The organism is Streptomyces sp. NPDC003077 (assembly GCF_040611095.1).
Taxonomy (GTDB): domain Bacteria; phylum Actinomycetota; class Actinomycetes; order Streptomycetales; family Streptomycetaceae; genus Streptomyces.
On record NZ_JBEXNM010000021.1, the window covers coordinates 51,265 to 68,782 of the forward strand.

At 74.4% G+C, this 17,518-nt stretch carries 10 protein-coding genes and 1 pseudogene; 2 read left to right on the plus strand and 9 right to left on the minus strand.

Features of this window, described 5'->3' with window-relative positions; all coding sequences use genetic code 11:
- Positions 1–45 precede the first annotated feature (45 nt).
- The 3 genes and pseudogenes from ABZX96_RS16690 to ABZX96_RS16700 all read right to left on the minus strand — a co-directional run.
- Complete coding sequence (locus tag ABZX96_RS16690) at positions 46–660, minus strand: GNAT family N-acetyltransferase (protein WP_355544702.1); 615 nt, start codon at positions 658–660, stop codon at positions 46–48.
- A gap of 506 nt (positions 661–1,166) precedes the next feature.
- A complete protein-coding gene (locus tag ABZX96_RS16695; protein WP_355544578.1) occupies positions 1,167–3,518 on the minus strand; it encodes an IucA/IucC family protein in 2,352 nt (783 codons plus the stop codon).
- A gap of 446 nt (positions 3,519–3,964) precedes the next feature.
- Positions 3,965–5,296 (minus strand): annotated as a pseudogene (locus ABZX96_RS16700) (diaminobutyrate--2-oxoglutarate transaminase family protein); the annotation flags it as partial.
- An 899-nt stretch (positions 5,297–6,195) separates the two neighbouring features.
- Between ABZX96_RS16700 and ABZX96_RS16705 the strand changes: the two are divergent.
- Positions 6,196–7,386 carry a hypothetical protein gene (locus tag ABZX96_RS16705; RefSeq protein ID WP_355544581.1) on the plus strand — a complete coding sequence of 397 codons (1,191 nt, stop codon included), beginning with the start codon at positions 6,196–6,198 and terminating at the stop codon, positions 7,384–7,386.
- 86 nt (positions 7,387–7,472) lie between these two features.
- Here ABZX96_RS16705 and hflX read toward each other — a convergent pair whose 3' ends face one another.
- From hflX to miaA, 6 genes are all read right to left on the minus strand, one after another.
- On the minus strand, positions 7,473–8,966 hold the full coding sequence (hflX, locus tag ABZX96_RS16710) for a GTPase HflX (protein ID WP_355544584.1): 1,494 nt from the start codon (positions 8,964–8,966) through the stop codon (positions 7,473–7,475).
- 407 nt (positions 8,967–9,373) lie between these two features.
- Positions 9,374–11,062, minus strand: coding sequence for a M1 family metallopeptidase (locus ABZX96_RS16715; RefSeq protein ID WP_355544587.1), 1,689 nt, complete (start codon positions 11,060–11,062; stop codon positions 9,374–9,376).
- A gap of 338 nt (positions 11,063–11,400) precedes the next feature.
- A complete protein-coding gene (locus ABZX96_RS16720) occupies positions 11,401–13,653 on the minus strand; it encodes an HD domain-containing protein (protein WP_355544589.1) in 2,253 nt (750 codons plus the stop codon).
- A 439-nt stretch (positions 13,654–14,092) separates the two neighbouring features.
- Entirely contained in the window at positions 14,093–14,968 is an 876-nt protein-coding gene (dapF, locus tag ABZX96_RS16725; RefSeq protein ID WP_355544592.1) for a diaminopimelate epimerase, read from the minus strand.
- A gap of 121 nt (positions 14,969–15,089) precedes the next feature.
- The gene (locus ABZX96_RS16730; RefSeq protein WP_355544705.1) at positions 15,090–15,581 is read right to left on the minus strand and encodes a hypothetical protein; all 492 of its coding nucleotides are present in this window, start codon (positions 15,579–15,581) and stop codon (positions 15,090–15,092) included.
- A gap of 311 nt (positions 15,582–15,892) precedes the next feature.
- Positions 15,893–16,831 carry a tRNA (adenosine(37)-N6)-dimethylallyltransferase MiaA gene (gene miaA, locus ABZX96_RS16735; RefSeq protein WP_355544595.1) on the minus strand — a complete coding sequence of 313 codons (939 nt, stop codon included), beginning with the start codon at positions 16,829–16,831 and terminating at the stop codon, positions 15,893–15,895.
- Between the two features lie 182 nt (positions 16,832–17,013).
- Here miaA and ABZX96_RS16740 point away from each other — a divergent pair, with 182 nt between their 5' ends.
- Complete coding sequence (locus ABZX96_RS16740; protein WP_355544598.1) at positions 17,014–17,313, plus strand: hypothetical protein; 300 nt, start codon at positions 17,014–17,016, stop codon at positions 17,311–17,313.
- Positions 17,314–17,518 lie beyond the last annotated feature (205 nt).

Here is a 17,518-nt window from a genome sequence, read left to right on the forward strand (position 1 = left end):
AGGTGGGAGACGGGGGCGGGGAACGGCGCGGCGCGGCGGTCCGGTTCAGAGGCGGGCGCGGAAGGCCCGGTCGCGGATCATCAGGGCCGCGCGTTTGCCGGGCAGGTCGATCTCGTCGGCGTAGCGGAATCCGGCGCCGAGGAAGGCCGCGACGGACGGGGTGTTGCGCAGGTCCGGTTCGGCGATGACCCGGGTGCAGCGCGGATGGTGGTCCAGCACCGCGTCGGCCGTGGCGCGCAACAGCGCGGTGCCCAGCCCGCGTCCCCGGTCGGTCACCGCACCGATGAGGAGGTGCAGCCCGGTGTCGTGCGGCCGGGCCGGGTAGTAGCGGGCGACGGGGTCGAGATCGGCGCGGTAGATCTCCCAGTAGCTCATGGGGACGCCCGCCAGCACACCGAGGCAGGGCACGCTGCGCCCGTCCCCGTCCAGTTGCGCGCGCAGGTGCGCGACCGTCGTGCCGGGCGGGCCCGCGAGCTCCCAGAAGGCGGCCACCGCGGGGTCGTTCATCCAGCCGGAGAGGAGCGCCAGGTCGCGTTCGATCCGGACGGGCACCAGTTGGAAGGGCCCGGACGGCGTGGTGACCGGGCTCCACCGGCCGATGTCGTCCAAGAGGTGCCCGACGGACGTGTGCGTATCGGCGCCTCCGGCCACCGCCCGCACCTCGGCGCCACCGGGTGCCAGGGAGGTGCCTCCTGCCGGCCCGGCGTACGCCGGGCCCACCGCGCGTCCGCGCCCTCGGGGGGAGAGGTCCACGGCGCGCTCATCGGGAGAAAGATCCGCGAGGCATCCGTCCAGGTCAAGACCCGCGGCGGGCCCGTAGAGGGATGGATCCACGGCGCGCCCGTCGAGGGCGAGATCCACGGCACTCCCATCGGATACGAGATCCGCGACCGGGGAACGCGCCTCGTCCGCGGACGGCAGCACTCCGTACAGCCTCCCCGCGGCTTCCCGCCGCTCGCCGTGGAAAGCGGCCGGCATCCCGTCCGCGTCGTCGGGCGGCGCGGTCAGGCCGGACGGGAGTCGCAGGTCGAGGGTGTCGTCGGTGCTGGAGCTGCCGGACGGGCCGGCGGAGCCGGGGCCGGGGTCGATGGGGGGCACGGCGGCGCTCTCCTCTCGGTCGATGGCCGCGTGACCGCACGGCCGCGGGTGGTGATCGTGAGTGGAGGTCAGGGGACGAGGGGGTTGGGGATGGTGACGTAGACGGATTGGGTGTCGACCGGGCCGACGAGTTCGTCCAGGCCCTGGAGCCGGGTCAGGAGGTTGGCCTTGCAGCGCAAGGTGCGGGCGGACAGGAGCCGGCCGGGCAGCGGTGACCGGTGCTCGCACGGGCCTGCGGCGGCTTGGGCCAGGAACCGCCGGAGGGCGGCGAGGAGCGTCTCCTCGCGGGCCAGCCGCTGCGCGCCGAAGGCGCCGATCAGCCCGAAGACGTTGTTGATGCCCAGGTAGTAGGCGAACCGCTCGTCGGCGACCTCGTCGGCGACGAACGTGTCGCTGGTGGCGCCGATGCCCGGCAGCCGCCGCTCCAGGTCGGCACGCCGCGACGCGCGGTAGTAGTAGCCCTGGTTGTCGCGGTACCGCCCGCCCGCCGGCCAGCCGTGCCGGTCCAGCACGACGAGGGTGTTCTGCTGGTGCGCTTCGAGAGCGACGCCCGCCGTTCCGTCCAGCCAGAGGATGGGGCGGACGACGGTTTCGAGGTAGCGCAGGAACCACTCGATGGCGACCACGGCGGCCGGACGGCCCGTGCGGGCGGTGAGCCCGGCGATCAGCCCGGCCAGTCGCGAGCGCAGGCGGGGGTGGCCCGGCCAGGGCCGGGGTGAGGTGAGGGCGGCGATGCACACGGCGTCGTCGGCCGGGGTGAAGGGGTTGTGGCGGATCACCGCGTCCAGCCCGCGCACCGGCTGCCCGTCCGCCCCCGTGACCGCGAGCCAGGCCGGGTCGCGGACGATGTCGAACCCCGGGTGCGCGGCGTGCCACCGGGCGGCGAGCCCCGTGCGCAGCAACCGGTGGACCTCCACCCCGCGCTCCAGCTCCTTGCGGAGATTCTCCCGGCGCGAGTTGGTGATGCGCAGGGCCAGCGACAGCTTGAGCATGGCGCGGGCGCCCGGCCGGTAGACGGTGCGGACGGAGGAGGTGGGGTGCCAGGCCGGGCCGCCGGGTCCGAGATCGTGCAGCAGCCCGGCGGCCAGCAGCCCGGTGACCTCCGCGCGGTGCCTCAGTTCGCGGGCCTGCCAGGGGTGCAGCGGCAGCGGAACCGTACCGGCCGGCAGGCGCGGCGCCTCCCGGGCGAGTTCCGCGACCAGCCGCTCGGCCGGGACCGGCCGGCCGCGCTCGGTCCAGGCGGAGTCGGCGGCCAGCACGTGCCGGTCGACGGCCATCCAGTGCAGCGGGAAAGAACCCCGCAGCTCGGGCGAGTAGATACGGGTCTCGGCATCGGACAGCCCCTCGCGGCTCTTGGGCGTGGGGTGCAGCGGGTGGCCGAAGAGGAGCGACTGCTCCGCCTCCAGGAACCGGGCGCCGCGATCGTCGCCCGGGCGGGCGCGCCGGTCGGCGAGGAAGGCGGCGGTGCAGCGGACGGAGTTGGCGACGCGGCCGACCAGCTCCGCGCCGTCGGCGTCCGGCGTGGCACCCGTTCCCGCCCGCGCCGCCTCGCGGCGCAGCAGGGCGGCGACGGTCACCGCGTCCAAGGGCGGCGCGTCGGTGGGGGCACCTTCCAGGACGGGCGGCCCGAGACGGTGCCACCCCGTCGCCGACCAGTAGCGGATCGGCAGCAGCAACGCGGTCGCACCGGCCACGAGCGGGATACGCAGCCGCCCGCCCGACGGCCGGGGGGTGCCGCTCTCCCGGATCCAGCAGCGCAGCAGGTTCTCGGTACCGGCGGCGTCGGCGGCGACCGAGGGGTCCGCGGCGTCCAGCGGGTCGGGGGCGGTGACCGGGTCGGGCGTCCGGGGGGCGTCCCCGGAATCCGGTCGTGCGGACGAGGAGGGGCCGCCCGACGGCTCGGAGTCGTCCAAGGAGTCCAAGGAGTCCAAGGAGTCGGGACGTCCCACGGGCCGGGAAACGTCCGGGCCGCCGGAGCCGTCCCGCCGCGGGGGCGCGGCCGGCGGACGGGGGACGCACAGCGGGTACGGGGTGATCAGCCGCCGCGAGGCCGCCAGGAGATGCGGGGTGTCGACGCGGAAGCCGCCGGGCGCCCCGTCCTCCTCCGCGGTGTGGACGGCACCACGGGGCTCCGGACCATGGGAGGCCACCACCGTGGCCCCGTGGGCCGGGCCGGCCCCCGCCGCCGCGGGAACGACGGGCGCGGCCTCCGGGAGGAAGGTCCCCGGCCCGGCCGTGGCGCCGTCCGGGCCACTCCCTCCCCCCGTGTCCGCGGGCCGGACGGTTTCCGGTGGGGCCGTGGGCGCGCGGTCGGGACCGCGGCGTTTCTGTCGGGGCACGGACGGTTCGCTCCGGCGGGCCGATGGGGCGCGGGCGGGGCCGTCGGCCGGGGGCTCGTCGGGGCGGGCGCGTTCGGTCATCAGGCGGTGCCTCGCAGGCTCGACGCGACGGGCGTGACGGGGGTGGCAGTTGCGGACGAGGACGGGCCGGACTCCCCGAACGAGCCGCACGCCACGGAGGCGCCAGGCTCCCCGGACAGGACCGGCTCCACGGACGACGCGGGCTCTACGACCAGGCCCCCCGCCGTGGCCGCGCCCTCGGTGGCAGAGGTGGCAGGTGCGGATGATGACGGGCCGGGCTCCCCGGACGAGCCGCACGCCGCGGACGCGCCGGGCTCCCCGGACAGGACCGGCTCCACGGACGACGCGGGCACCGCGGCCGGGCTCCCCGCCCCAGCCGCGCCCTCCTCGCTTTCGTCCCCACTCTCGTCCTCGTCCGAACAGCCCCCCTCACCGAACCGACGCCCCCCGTCCCCCACCGCGACACCGCTCCCCCCGACCACACGCCCTCCGTACTCCCCCATGACCGCCGCCCCGATCGCGTCCGCCAGGCGCTCCAGCACGGCCTCCGTCTGCTCGTCCGTGATCGTCAGCGGGGGCAGGAGCCGGACGACGGCGTTGTGGCGTCCGCCGAGTTCGACGATCAGGCCGCGCTCCAGGCACTCCCGCTGGACGGCGGCGGCGAGCCGGGGTGCGGCGGGGCGGGCCCCACCGGCGTCCGCGGGGGCGTCGGCACGGACCAGTTCCAGCCCGATCATGAGCCCCCGGCCGCGCACGTCCCCCACGCACTCGTGCTCCGCGGCGAGCCCGCGAAGCCGCGCCAGCATCCGGGCCCCCAGTTCCGCGGCCCGCCGGGCGAGGTCGTTCTCGCGGACGTAGGCGAGCGTGGCGGCGCCGGCCGCCATGGCTAGCTGGTTGCCCCGGAACGTCCCGGCGTGCGCGCCGGGCTCCCAGGCGTCCAGCTCCTCGCGGTAGACGATGACCGCCAGCGGCAGGCTGCCGCCGATCGCCTTGGACAGCACCAGGACGTCGGGGACCGTCCCGCTGTGCTCCACGGCCCAGAAGGCGCCGGTGCGGCCGACGCCGGTCTGCACCTCGTCCACGATCAGCGGGATGTCGCGGGCCGCGGTGAGCTCGCGCATCCGGCGCAGCCAGCCGTCCGGGGCCGGGATGACGCCGCCCTCGCCCTGGACCGGTTCGAGGATCATGCCGGCCGGCTGCGGCACCCCGCTCTTGTGGTCGTCCAGCAGGCTCTCCGTCCAGCGCGCGGCCAGTTCGGCGCCCCGTTCGCCGCCGGTGCCGAAGGGGCACCGGTAGGCGTACGGGTACGGCAGGCGCGTCACGTCCGTCCCGCGCGCGCCGCCGGACGCCGCGAGCGCGCCCGCCGTCATCCCGTGGTACGCGCCGGAGAAGGCCATCAGGCCGGAGCGGCCGGTCGCGGTACGGACGAGCTTGAAGGCGGCCTCGACCGCGTCCGTGCCGGCTGGCCCGCAGAACTGGATGCGCGCGCGGTCGGCGAACTCCTTGGGGAGCGTGGCGAACAGCTCGGTCGTGAAGGCGTCCTTGACCGGCGTCGCCAGGTCCAGGACGTGCAGCGGCGCACCGGAGTCCAGGACCGCCCGGATGGCTTCCAGGACGACGGGGTGGTTGTGCCCGAGCGCCAGCGTGCCCGCGCCGGACAGGCAGTCGAGGTAGCGGCGGCCGTCGGCGCCCTCGATGGTCAGTCCGCGGGCGCGCACCGGGACGATGGGCAGCGACCGCGCGTACGTACGAGCGGCGGATTCGCGGAGCGACTGGCGTCGCAGGATCGGTTCGTGGGCCGGGGGCGGGGCCATCGGCAGAGGCTGGGTCAGGGCCACGGCGGTTCGGTCCTCCTGCTGCCGCGCCGCTGGTGCGCGGTCTGCTGGGTCGGCTGGTGGTCGGTGGCCGGCCGGCGCCGTACGGCCCGCTGACACGGCCGGTCGGCCGGTCGCCGGGGAGCCACCAGGAGGAAAGCGGAGCGTTCGTCCGTCCGCTGACGCATCGCCACCGGACGCCGAGGCCCGGCGCTCGCCCGCCACCGGCCGGCGACCGGCGAGCGCCGGGCGTCGGCCGGATGGCCTGCCGGAAGCTCCGGCCACGGGGCCGGGCGACCGGGGCCGCCGGATTCCGCTCAGCCGTCCCCCGTACGTACCAACGACGGCGGGGAGCCAGGAGCACGGCCTGCCGAAAGATCCTTGACGAGCCGCGAGGAGCTGGAGGCGGGACGGCCGCAACCCGGAACGACCGCGACACGAACGAACCGCAACGCAAGGAAAGGAAAGGGAAGGGAAGGGAAGACGCCGAATACCGCGAAGAGCACGGAAGCCACCGAAGCCCACAAGGACCGCGGAAGACACCAAGGATCACGGCAGATACCCAGGACCACGGAAGGCACCAAGGACAAGGAAGACGCCGAGAACCAAGGAAGACACCGAGTCGAGGGCCAAGGAAGACACCAAGGACCGCGGAAAGACACCCCCGCGGGACGAACCCAACGCGAGCCCCGGCCCCCTCCCCGACGGGACCCGAGGAACCGGGGACCCGCCCTCCACCGTCCCTCAGCCCACCGGCATAGTGGGGGCACGCATCCCGGCAGCTCACCGGGTGCATGCCAAAAACGGCAATCCCGGCGGAAGCGCCGGCCCCCACGGGCCCGCACATTCGCACGCACACAAGTCCACACCGCGTGGAGGTGCGGATCCCGCGCCACCACGCAGACACCAGGGGGAACTCACCCATGCGATCCACACGTCGGCCGGTCCTGGCCGCCGCCGCCCTCGCCGCCGTACTGGCGCTGACCGCCACCGCGTGCGGCCCCGAGGGCAACGAGGCGGGCGGCAAGGGCGGTCAGTCCGCGGACCAGAGCGGGACGGGCGGAGGTGACTTCAAGATCCCCCAGGAGATCACCGACAAGCTCAAGGAGCACGGCATCGACCTGGACAAGTGGAAGGACGGTGAGTGGAAGAACTGGTCCAAGGACAAGTGGCTCCGTGAGGCCGGGGAGTTCATCAACCCGATCATCAAGGACTTCTGGAACCCTGACCGGATCGGCGACGCCAAGCCGCCGGAGCAGCCCAGCAAGCCCGAGGACATCTCCCAGGACCAGGGCCAGACCGACCCGGAGCCGCTGCCCGTGCAGGCCCGGCCGGTCGCCACGCCGTACACCCAGCAGGCGCCCGGCGTCGGGCTGCTGCTGTTCAGCATGCCCGAGGGCGAGGGCCAGTGCTCGGCCACCGTCGTGAAGGACCCGGCCCACCCCGGCAAGTCCAACCTGGTGTGGACCGCCGCGCACTGCGTGCACGCGGGCAAGAACGGTGGTTGGTACCGGAACGTCATGTTCGTTCCCTCGTTCAACAAGAACGGCAAGCCCGCGAGCCAGATGAAGTCCACCCCGTTCGAGGACCGGGTGCCGGCCGGCCGCTGGTGGGCGGACGACATGGCGACCTCCGATCAGTGGATCAAGGACGGCGGCGCGGTCCCCGGCGTCCCGATGGCCCCGTACGACTTCGCGCTGATGCACGTGAAGCCGGAGGAGAGCACCGGCGGCAAGTCCCTGGAGGAGCTGGCCGGCGCCGCGTACAAGGTCGAGTTCAACGCTCCGGCGATCGGCAGGATCCCGAGCCTGACGGCGCAGGGCTACCCGGCCGAGGCCCCGTTCGACGGCGCGGTCCAGCAGCAGTGCACCGACAAGCCGAGCCGCCTGTCGATGGACGCCGCCAAGCCCACCATGTACCGGATCGGCTGCACCATGACCGGTGGCTCCTCCGGTGGCCCGTGGTTCATCAAGGGTGCCGACGGGCAGCCGGTGCTGGTCTCCGACATGTCGATGGGCCCGCGCCCGGCCCGCTGGTCGGCGGGTCCGCACCTCGGCCCGGAGGCCCAGGCGATGTTCGACGCCATGAGCAAGAAGTGGGCGGGCAAGCGGTGACCGACCCGGCCTGACCGGTCCACGCGGCGAGGCCCGCCCCCGAGCGATCGGGGGCGGGCCTCATCGTGTTGTGCGCGGAAGCGGGTTCAGCCCCGCGCCGCCGGTGCGTACCGCTGGAGCTCGGCGGCCAGTTCCTCGTGCACCCGCGCCTTGAGGACGGTGCCCTCCGCGGTGTGCTCCTCGGAGAGCACCTCGCCCTCGGCGTGCGCACGGGAGACCAGCGCGCCCTGGGTGTAGGGCACCAGCGCCTCGATCTCCACGCTGGGCCGCGGCAGCTCGTCGTCGATCAGCGCCAGCAGCTCCGCGATGCCCTGCCCCGTGCGGGCGGACACGACCAGCGCGCGCTTCTCCTGGCGCAGCAGGCGCTGGAGGACGAGCGGGTCGGCGGCGTCGGCCTTGTTGACGACCACGATCTCGGGCACGTTCGTCGCGCCCACGTCGCGGATCACCTCGCGCACGGCGGCCAGCTGCTCCTCCGGCGCCGGGTGCGAGCCGTCGACCACGTGGAGGATCAGGTCGGAGTCGCCGACCTCCTCCATCGTGGAGCGGAACGCCTCCACCAGGTGGTGCGGGAGGTGGCGGACGAAACCGACGGTGTCCGCCAGGGTGTACAGCCGCCCGCTGGGCGTCTCGGCCCGGCGGACCGTCGGGTCCAGCGTGGCGAACAGGGCGTTCTCCACCAGGACGCCGGCGCCGGTCAGCCGGTTGAGCAGCGAGGACTTGCCGGCGTTGGTGTACCCGGCGATGGCGACCGAGGGGATCTTGTTGCGGCGGCGTTCCTGCCGCTTGACGTCCCGGCCGGTCTTCATCTCCGCGATCTCCCGGCGCATCTTCGCCATCTTCTCGCGGATCCGCCGCCGGTCCGTCTCGATCTTCGTCTCACCAGGGCCGCGCGTGGCCATGCCGCCGCCGCTGCCGCTGGAGCCACCGCCACCCATCTGCCGGGACAGCGACTGACCCCAACCGCGCAGACGCGGCAGCATGTACTGCATCTGCGCCAGCGAGACCTGCGCCTTGCCCTCGCGGGACTTGGCGTGCTGGGCGAAGATGTCCAGGATCAGGGCGGTCCGGTCGACCACCTTGACCTTGACGACGTCCTCCAGGTGGATGAGCTGGCCCGGGGAGAGCTCACCGTCGCACACCACGGTGTCGGCACCCGATTCGAGAACGATGTCCCGCAGCTCCGCCGCCTTGCCCGAGCCGATGTACGTGGCCGGGTCCGGCTTGTCGCGGCGCTGGATCACACCGTCGAGGACGAGCGCGCCGGCCGTCTCGGCGAGGGCCGCCAGCTCGGCGAGGGAGTTCTCCGCGTCCTGGACCGTCCCCGAGGTCCACACGCCCACCAGCACGACGCGCTCCAGGCGCAGCTGGCGGTACTCGACCTCGGTGACGTCCTCCAGCTCGGTGGACAGACCCGCCACACGGCGCAGGGCCGCGCGCTCCGAGCGGTCGTACTGGTCGCCGTCACGCATCCCGTCGATCTCGTGGCTCCAGGCGACGTCCTCTTCCATCAGGGCGTCGGCCCGAAGGCTCTCGGGAAGGCGGTGGCGCTCCTGCGGAAGGGAAGAAGAGGAGGTCATTTGATCCTTTGCGTCGTTGGGAAGTGTTCGTCGGGGGTCGGACGGCCCCCAGCGCTCTCAGTGAGCACAACGTCGGAGCACCCCGGGAGATTCCCGGCCGCCGCGGCGTCGCCCGATGATGGTCGCACGACCGCCGGGGGGCGTCACGCGGGTTTCGGGGGGCCGGTCCGTACGGGTCCGGTCGGACGGGTTCCGGCCTGGCCGGGGCCGCACGGGTCCATACGGACGGGTTCCGGCCTGGCCGGGGCCGCACGACTCCATACGGACGGGTTCCGGCCTGCCCGGCGCCACACGACTCCATACGAACGGGTTCCCGCCTGCCCGGCGCCACACGACTCCATACGAACGGGTTCCCGCCTCCCCGCCGACGAGCCGGGCGGCCGGACGATCGAGGGGGCGGCTCCGCCCTACTGCCCCCGCGCGGGCTCGGCACCCGGCTTGGCGGGTTTCGGTGCCCCGGGCTTCCAGTCCGGGTGCCCGGGCATCGGCGGTGTCTTCGCCGCGTGCAGCCAGTCCCGGAAGAAGCCCGTGAGGTTCTGCCCGGAGACCTGGGAGGCCAGGGCGACGAAATCGTCCGTGCCGGCCACGCCGTCCCGGTGGCGGGCCACCCAGTGGCGTTCGAGCCGGTCGAAGTCGCGGGCGCCGATCTTCTCCCGCAGGGCGTACAGGACCAGGGCACTGCCGTCGTAGATCACCGGCCGGAAGATCCCGATCTTGTCCCCCTTGCCCGGCACCTTCGGCGCCCCGGGCGGACCGCCGCCCGCCCGCCAGTCGTCGGACCACTGGTAGGCGCGGCGCATCCGCTCCGCCATGGAGACCTTGCCCTGCTCCTGCGCGTACAGGGCCTCGTACCAGGTGGCGTGCGCCTCGTTCAGCCAGACGTCCGACCACGTACGGGGACTGACACTGTCGCCGAACCACTGGTGCGCCAGCTCGTGCACCATGATCGATCGGACGTACCAGTCCGGGTAGGAGCTGGTGAACAGGCTCCCCTCGAACAGGGAGAGCGTCTGGGTCTCCAGCTCGTACCCGGTGCTGGCCTTGGCGATCAGCACGCCGTACGTCTCGAAGGGGTACCGGCCCACCTTCTTCTCCATCCAGGCCAGCTGGCCCGGCGTCGCGTCCAGCCACTTGGCCAGGCGCTTTCGGTCCGCGGCGGGCACCACATGGCGCAGCGGCAGCCCCGCGGGCCCCGTGCCGCGCACGACGGCGGAGCGCCCGATGGAGACCTGCGCCAGTTCGGTCGCCATGGGGTGCTCGGTGCGGTACGTCCAGGTGGTGGTGCCCGCACGCGGGCCGGGGGCGGGGCTCGGGTCGGTGCCGTAGGCCGCGGGCGGGACGGCTCGTGAGGTGACGCGTTCGCCGTTGGCGACGACCCGCAGATTCCTGGGGGCGGTGACCCGGAAGGTGAACCGCGCCTTGTCCGAGGGATGGTCGTTGCAGGGGAAGACCTCGTGGGCGGCGTCCGCCTGGTTGGCCATCGCCAGGCCGTCGGCCGTACGGATCCAGCCGCCGCCCTGGCCCCGGGGGTCGCTGGTGTGCCGGACGACGACGCGCAGCGGGAAACCGGCCGGTACGGGGTGCTCCGGCGTGACGATCAGGTCGTCACCGCGCCGGACGTAGCGGGCGGGACGGCCGCCGACCCGCACCGACCGGACCGTGCCGCGGGCGAAGTCGAGGTTGATCCGGTCCAGCCGCTCGGCCGGGCGGGCCGTGATCGTCGTGACGGCGTCCATCGGCCGGTCGTTGCGGCCCGGGTAGTTCAGGGCGATGTCGTACGCGGTGACGTCGTAGCCGGGGTTGCCCAGCGTGGGGAAGAGGCGGTCCCCGAGGCCCAGCGCCCTCGGCGCGGGGAGCCCGGCCGCGACGAGCGCGGCGACGGCCAGCAGGCCGAGACCGGCCCGGCGGCGGAGGGCGGCCCCGGGGCGCGGAGGGACGGGGGCGCGGACGGCGAGTCCGGGAACGGGCCCAGGCCCGGGATCCGGCTCGGCAACGGGTCCGGGAGCGGCTTCGGCGGCATCGATCGGCACGGCCGGGGGCGGTCCGGCGGGGCCGCCGGACGGGGCGCGGCCGGGGCGGCGTGAGGAGAACGGCATGACCATGCGCTTACCGCTATCAGCGGCACCCCGCACCCCGCCCGTAACGCGGCAGCACAGCACCCGAACGAGCGGTTCGTGCGCCCCGACGCCGCCCTACAGGGCAGCCCGGCTCCGCTCTACAGGGCAGCTCGGCTCCGCCCCGAGAAACGCCCGGCACGCCCCAGGGACCAACCCGGCTCCGCCCCACGAACCGACCCGGCTCGGCCCCACGGACCGGATCGGCTCCCCCAGGAAACAATCCGCCCCAAGAGGCCCCCGCCCGCCCTGAGAAGCGCACGCCTACCCGGCCACTCCCGGCCGGGCTCCCCACGGGCAGGCCCCCCGCACCCCGCCCCTCACGGCCGCGCCCCCACCTCCGGATGCGTCCGCCCCGCCCGCAGCACGTCGAAGACGCCCGGCACCTCGCGCATGGCCCGCATCAGGGAGGGCAGCTCGGTGGCGTCCGCCAGGTGCAGCGTGTAGGTGTGCCGGACACACTGCTCGTAAGGCGGCTCGACGGCCGCCGACACCACGGCGGCCCCCTGGGCGGCGATCGCCTCGGTGAGGTCGGCGAGCAGGTGCGGCCGGCTGAACGCCTCCGCGAGGAGCGTGACCCGGAACCCCGCGACGGACTCCCCCGCCCGCCGCCACCGCGCCCCCACCGGCTCCCGTCCGCTCGCCGCCATCCGCGCCACCACCGGGCACAGCGCGCGGTGGACGGTGACGGTGCCGCCCCGGACCGCGAACCCGGTGATGTTGTCCGGCGGCACCGGCGTGCAGCATCCGGCCAGGCGGACGGCCGCTTCGGGGAGGTCCGTGACGGCGAGCGAGGAGGCGGTGCCGGGCGGTACCGGTGCCCGCGGCGGACCGGCCTCCAGGGGCGCGGGGCGCGCGGCCAGGGCGTCCGGCGCACGACGTCCGGTGTCCGCCCCTCCGTCGGCGTTCGCACCGGCGGGCGGCTGCTCCGTCCCGGCGCCCGGGTGGTCCGTGAGCCAGCGGGTGATGGCGAGCCGGGCGGCGGGAGTGCGGGCGTGGTCCAGCCACTCCGGGGACGGCCCGGCGCTCGCGTCCGACGCCATCAGGAGGTGCAGGCTGTCGCCGTCCCGCAGGACGGTGGCGAGCGTGGCCAGCCGGCCGTTGACGCGCGCGCCGATGCAGCGGTGCGCGGCCTCCCCGTGCAGGGCGTAGGCGGCGTCCACGCAACTGGCCCCGGCGGGCAGCCCGGTGGCCGTACCGCGGGGGACGGCGTTCCCGGGCGACCCGCCCTCGGCGTGGAACACCGTGATCTCCCGGTCCTGGGCGAGGTCGTCGCGCAGCGAGGACCAGAAGGTGTCCGGGTCGGGGGTGGCGCGCTGCCATTCCAGCAGCCGGGACAGCCAGCCCGGCCGCGTCGGGTCGGCGCGTTCGCCCTCGGGCGCGTCGGCTCCGTCCACCGGGGCGTACGGGTTGCCCAGCGCGATCACACCGGCCTCGGCGACGCGGTGCATCTGGTGGGTCCGGATGAGCGTTTCGGCGATCGCGCCGTCCTCCCCGGCCACGGCGGTGTGCAGCGACTGGTAGAGGTTGAACTTGGGGGCCGCGATGAAGTCCTTGAACTCCGAGACGACGGGCGTGAAGCAGGTGTGCAGCTCGCCCAGGACCGCGTAACAGTCGGCGTCCTCCGTGACGAGCACCAGCAGCCGCCCCAGGTCCGCGGCACAGATCCGGCCCCGGCGCATCCGGACCCGGTGCACGGACACCAGATGCCGTCGCCGCACCTGCACGTCGGCCTCGATCCCGGCCTCGTCCAGAACGGCGCGGACCCGCTCGGCGATCGCGGCGAGCGGGTCCGGGCGGCCGGCGTGCTCGGCGACGAGCCGCCGGGTGGTCTCGTATTCCTGCGGGTGCAGGACGGCGAAGACCAGGTCCTCCAACTCGGCCTTCATGGCCTGCACGCCCAGCCGTTCGGCGAGCGGGATCAGCACGTCCCGGGTGACCTTGGCGATCCGGGCCTGTTTGGCGGGGCGCATCACGCCGAGGGTGCGCATGTTGTGCAGCCGGTCGGCGAGTTTGATGGACATCACGCGGACGTCGTTGCCGGTGGCCACCAGCATCTTGCGGAAGGTCTCCGGCTCGGCGGCGGCACCGTAGTCGACCTTCTCCAGCTTCGTGACGCCGTCGACGAGATACCGCACCTCCTCGCCGAAGGCCTGCCGTACCTGATCCAGCGTCACCTCGGTGTCCTCGACGGTGTCGTGCAGCAATGAGGCGGTCAACGTGGTGGTCTCGGCGCCCAGTTCGGCGAGGATCAGGGTGACGGCGAGCGGGTGGGTGATGTACGGCTCCCCGCTCTTGCGCGTCTGGCCGCGGTGCGAGGACTCCGCCAGGAGGTACGCCTTGGCGAGGATGTCCAGGTCGGCGTGGTGGTGATGGCGTCGGTGGACCTTGACGACGTGCTCCAGCGCGTCCGGCACGCCCGTGCGGGGGGCCGGCCCCAGCGCGGCGTGCCCGATCCGGCGCAGTCCGCGCAGCTCCAGCCGGGGGCGGGCGCGTCGGCGGACGGGGGGCTCTCCAGGACGGGGCTCGGCTGGCGCGGCGGGATTACCAGGGTCAGTGGCCTTTGCGCTCATGGGCACCTCCGGCGGCGTCGACCGGCGGACGGGCGGGGAGCCGCCCGAGCCGGTGTTTGATGCTACCGAGCCCATCACGCAGTGCTGTCCAGCTCTCGCCCAGCGTGAACCGGATCACCCATTAGAGGGAGCTGATCGTCCGAAAAGCGCCGGAAGGCGGCGGAAAGGGAGGGGTTCGGAGACCACCCGGAGACCGCTTGGGGGCCGCCCGGAGACCGCTTGAGGACCGCCCGCCGATGCCGAGGGAGATCGCCCGCCGACGCCCACGGAGGTCGCCGGCCGCCGACGCCCGCCGGGTCGTGCCCGCCGCCGCCCTCGCTCACCGGCGCCCGCCGGATCCCGTCCGGCGTCCGCACAACCGCCCGACGCCGCACACCGGCCCCTATACCGCCCCGGGCCCGCGTACCGCTCCGCCCGTCCTACACACCGGCGCCCCGTCCTACGCGCCGGCGCCGGTCAGCCAGGCCTCGTCGAGGGTGCCCTCGGCCACGATGACGGCCGGCCCCGTCATCTCGACCGTGCCGTCCGGCAGCTCCGTGATCGTCAGGGTGCCGCCGAGGACGTCGACGGTGTACGTGACGGGCTCACCGGTGACCGCCGGGTCCAGCTCGTCCCTGCGGGCGGCGGCGACCGCCACGGCGCAGGCGCCGGTGCCGCAGGACCGGGTCTCCCCGGCGCCGCGCTCGTGCACCCGCATCGCCAGGTGGCGCGGGCCGCGGTCGACGACGAACTCGATGTTCACGCCCTGCGGGTACACCTCGGCCGGGCCGAACGCCGGTATGGTGCGCAGCTCCCCGGCGTGCGCCAGGTCGGCCACGAACGCGACGGCGTGCGGGTTGCCCATGTTGACGTTGCGGGCCGGCCAACTGCGGCCGTCCACGGTGACGGTGACGCCCTCTTCGGGGAGCACCGCGCGGCCCATCGACACCGTCACGTCACCGGTCTCGGTCAGGCGCACCCGGCGGACGCCGGCGCGGGTGGCGATGGCCACCTCGCCCGGCTTCACCAGCCCGGCGTGCAGGAGGTAGCGGACGAAGACGCGGGAACCGTTGCCGCACATCTCGGCGATCGAGCCGTCGCCGTTGCGGTAGTCCATGAACCACTCGGCCTCATCCGCCATCGCGCGCGCCTCCGGGTGCGCGGCGGACCGTACGACGCGCAGCAGGCCGTCGCCGCCTATGCCGGCCCGGCGGTCACAGATCCTGGCGACCACGTCGGCCGGCAGGTCCAGCCGCCCGTCCGGGTCGGGGATGATCACGAAGTCGTTCTCGGTGCCGTGACCCTTGAGGAAGGCGATGCGCTGCACGGTGCTCATGTCCGCATCGTACGGGGGCCCACTGACAACCGGCACGCCCGGCCCGCGCCGGGGAACGGGCGCGGTGAGGTGCGATCCGGACGTCGGACGGTTCCGTCGCCGCGGACACCGACGCCGCACGTCAGCGCAGGCGTGCCACCCGCCAGATGGCGAGCGCGGCCAGGACGAGGACCACCAGGCTGTAGATCAGCACCACCCGCCAGTCCGCGCGGCTGCCCGAGCCGCGGGCGGGCAGGCCCGGCCAGGTGTGGCCGACCCGGCGGGCGGCCATCATGCCCCAGCCCGCGGCGCACAGGCCCAGCAGCAGGCCGAGCATGGCGATCACCGCGCCGCCGTCCCCGACGACCTCGAAGGCCAGCGGGAAGGCGAACATCAGCGAACCCACGGCGCCCAGCCCCACGATCGGGGCGAGCTGCCACAGCCGCAGCCGCCGTTGCGGGCGCAACTCGCGGAAGGACGCGCCGCCCTCCGGCCCGTCCAGGTGCTCCGCGTGCAGGCCGTCGGGCCCGAGGAGCGACGCGGGGTCGAGGGGGTCGCCACCGAGGGGGGCGTCCAGCGGGACGCCGTCGCCCGGCTCCAGGGCTTCCTGGTGCGCGCTGGGGCCGCCGCCCATCAGGGCGTGCGGGTCGCCGGACGCGTGCCGGTCCACCTCGGGGCGCGGACGGCCGTGCTCGTCCGGCTCGGCGCGCTCGTGCGACTCGCCGCCCGCGAAGGGCCCGTCATGCGAACGCGGGGCCTCGGAACCGTTCGGGAGCGGGGCGGAACCGCCGCTCCGGCCGTCCGGCTGCTGTGGTCTGTTGCGAGGGCCGGCCTCCATCGCCACATGCCCTCCCAACTCCCGACCTCATGCCTCGATGAAGGTCGATGATGACACGCTCCCAGGGGGCTCGATGACGGCCGGGGCGTCCCGATGCCATGACGTGATCAGGCTGTGACCGGTCGTTCGAGCAACGCCAGCGCCCGGTCCGGAAGTTCCCCGCGGCGGTCGGCGGCACCGCTCAACCAGTGGACCCGCGGGTCCCGGCGGAACCAGGAGTCCTGCCGGCGCGCGAACCGCTTGGTGGCGCGCACGGTCTCCGAACGCGCCTCGTCCTCCGTGCACTCCCCCGCCAGGAAGGCCAGGACCTGCTGGTATCCGAGCGCTCTGGAGGCCGTACGTCCCTCTCGCAGGCCCTCGCCCTCCAGGCGGCGTACCTCCTCGACGAGACCGGCCTCCCACATCCGGTCGACGCGCACCGCGATCCGCTCGTCCAGTTCGGGCCGCTCGACGTCGACCCCGATCTGCACGGTGTCGTAGACCGCCTCGTGCCGCGGGAGATTGGCCGTGAAGGGACGGCCGGTGATCTCGATGACCTCCAGGGCGCGCACGATGCGGCGGCCGTTGCCGGGCAGGATGGCGCGCGCCGCCTCGGGGTCGGCCGCGGCAAGCCGGGCGTGCAGCGCTCCGCTGCCCAGCTCGGCGAGCTCGTCCTCCAGCCGGGCGCGCACGGCCGGGTCGGTGCCGGGGAAGTCCAGGGCGTCGATCGCGCCGCGCACGTACAGGCCGGAGCCGCCGACCAGGATGGGCGTGCGGCCCGCCGCGAGGAGCCGGTCGATCTCGGCGCGCGCCATCCGCTGGTACTCGGCCACGCTCGCGGGCCAGGTCACGTCCCAGACGTCGAGGAGGTGGTGCGGCACCCCCTGGCGCTCGGCCCGCGTCAGCTTGGCGGTGCCGATGTCCATTCCCCGGTAGAGCTGCATGGAGTCGGCGTTGACGACCTCGCCGTCCAGTTGCCGGGCGAGCGCGACACCCAGGTCGGACTTTCCGGCCGCGGTGGGGCCGACGACGGCGATGACCCGGGGAGGGGAAACGGGGATGTTCACTCCGTAAGTCTCGCAAACCCCGGACGGTTATCTCGAACGAGCTACGTGACGGTCCTCCTTCCGGTTCGTTGCCTGTTTCGAGGTTCCGACAGCCGGTTCACGGGCCGGTGCCCGCGGGCGGCGCAATGGGACGCTCCGCGCGGCGCGGGATTTCGCCCACACAAGCAAGGTATGGAGTAGACATGGGCGTGTTTTCACGGTTTCGCCGCCGCAAGGACGAGGCGTCGACGGAGGAGGCGGCAGCCGCGAGCGTGACGGCGGAGGCGACCGACGCGGAGGGGGACGAGACCGGGAGCGAGGCCGAGGGCGAGGCGGCCGAGGCTTCCGAGGCGGCCTCGCAGCCGGACGGGGACGAGGCGCCGCAGCGGTCCCAGGCCACGGAGGAGAGCGAGGCGGCGGCCAACGAGGGGGTCGAGATCCCCAAGCAGCAGTCCGCCGAGGAGGCGGCCGACAGCGGGGCCGGTGAGGGCGCCCGCAAGTAGATCACGCGTTCCCCGCCCGGCCGCACGCGCACGGGTCCGGGGAGCACCGCCGGACGGCCGTGGAGCACCGCGCTCCACGGCCGTCCGGCTTTCCGGGGCCACGGGCTCCGGCGCCGGCGCTCCCGGCCGGTGCCCCGGCGGCGTCCTCAAGATCAGGTCGCACGGACACCGGCGCCGGCACTCCCGGTCGGCGTCCCGGCGGCGT

Coding starts and splice junctions, on each gene's coding strand:
- ABZX96_RS16730 (WP_355544705.1), bottom strand. CDS start 15,581: ATGGGCGGCGGCCCCAGCGCGCACCAGGAAGCCCTGGAGCCGGGCGAC.
- hflX (WP_355544584.1), bottom strand. CDS start 8,966: ATGACCTCCTCTTCTTCCCTTCCGCAGGAGCGCCACCGCCTTCCCGAG.
- ABZX96_RS16695 (WP_355544578.1), bottom strand. CDS start 3,518: ATGACCGAACGCGCCCGCCCCGACGAGCCCCCGGCCGACGGCCCCGCC.
- ABZX96_RS16705 (WP_355544581.1), top strand. CDS start 6,196: ATGCGATCCACACGTCGGCCGGTCCTGGCCGCCGCCGCCCTCGCCGCC.
- ABZX96_RS16720 (WP_355544589.1), bottom strand. CDS start 13,653: ATGAGCGCAAAGGCCACTGACCCTGGTAATCCCGCCGCGCCAGCCGAG.
- ABZX96_RS16740 (WP_355544598.1), top strand. CDS start 17,014: ATGGGCGTGTTTTCACGGTTTCGCCGCCGCAAGGACGAGGCGTCGACG.
- ABZX96_RS16715 (WP_355544587.1), bottom strand. CDS start 11,062: ATGCCGTTCTCCTCACGCCGCCCCGGCCGCGCCCCGTCCGGCGGCCCC.
- dapF (WP_355544592.1), bottom strand. CDS start 14,968: ATGAGCACCGTGCAGCGCATCGCCTTCCTCAAGGGTCACGGCACCGAG.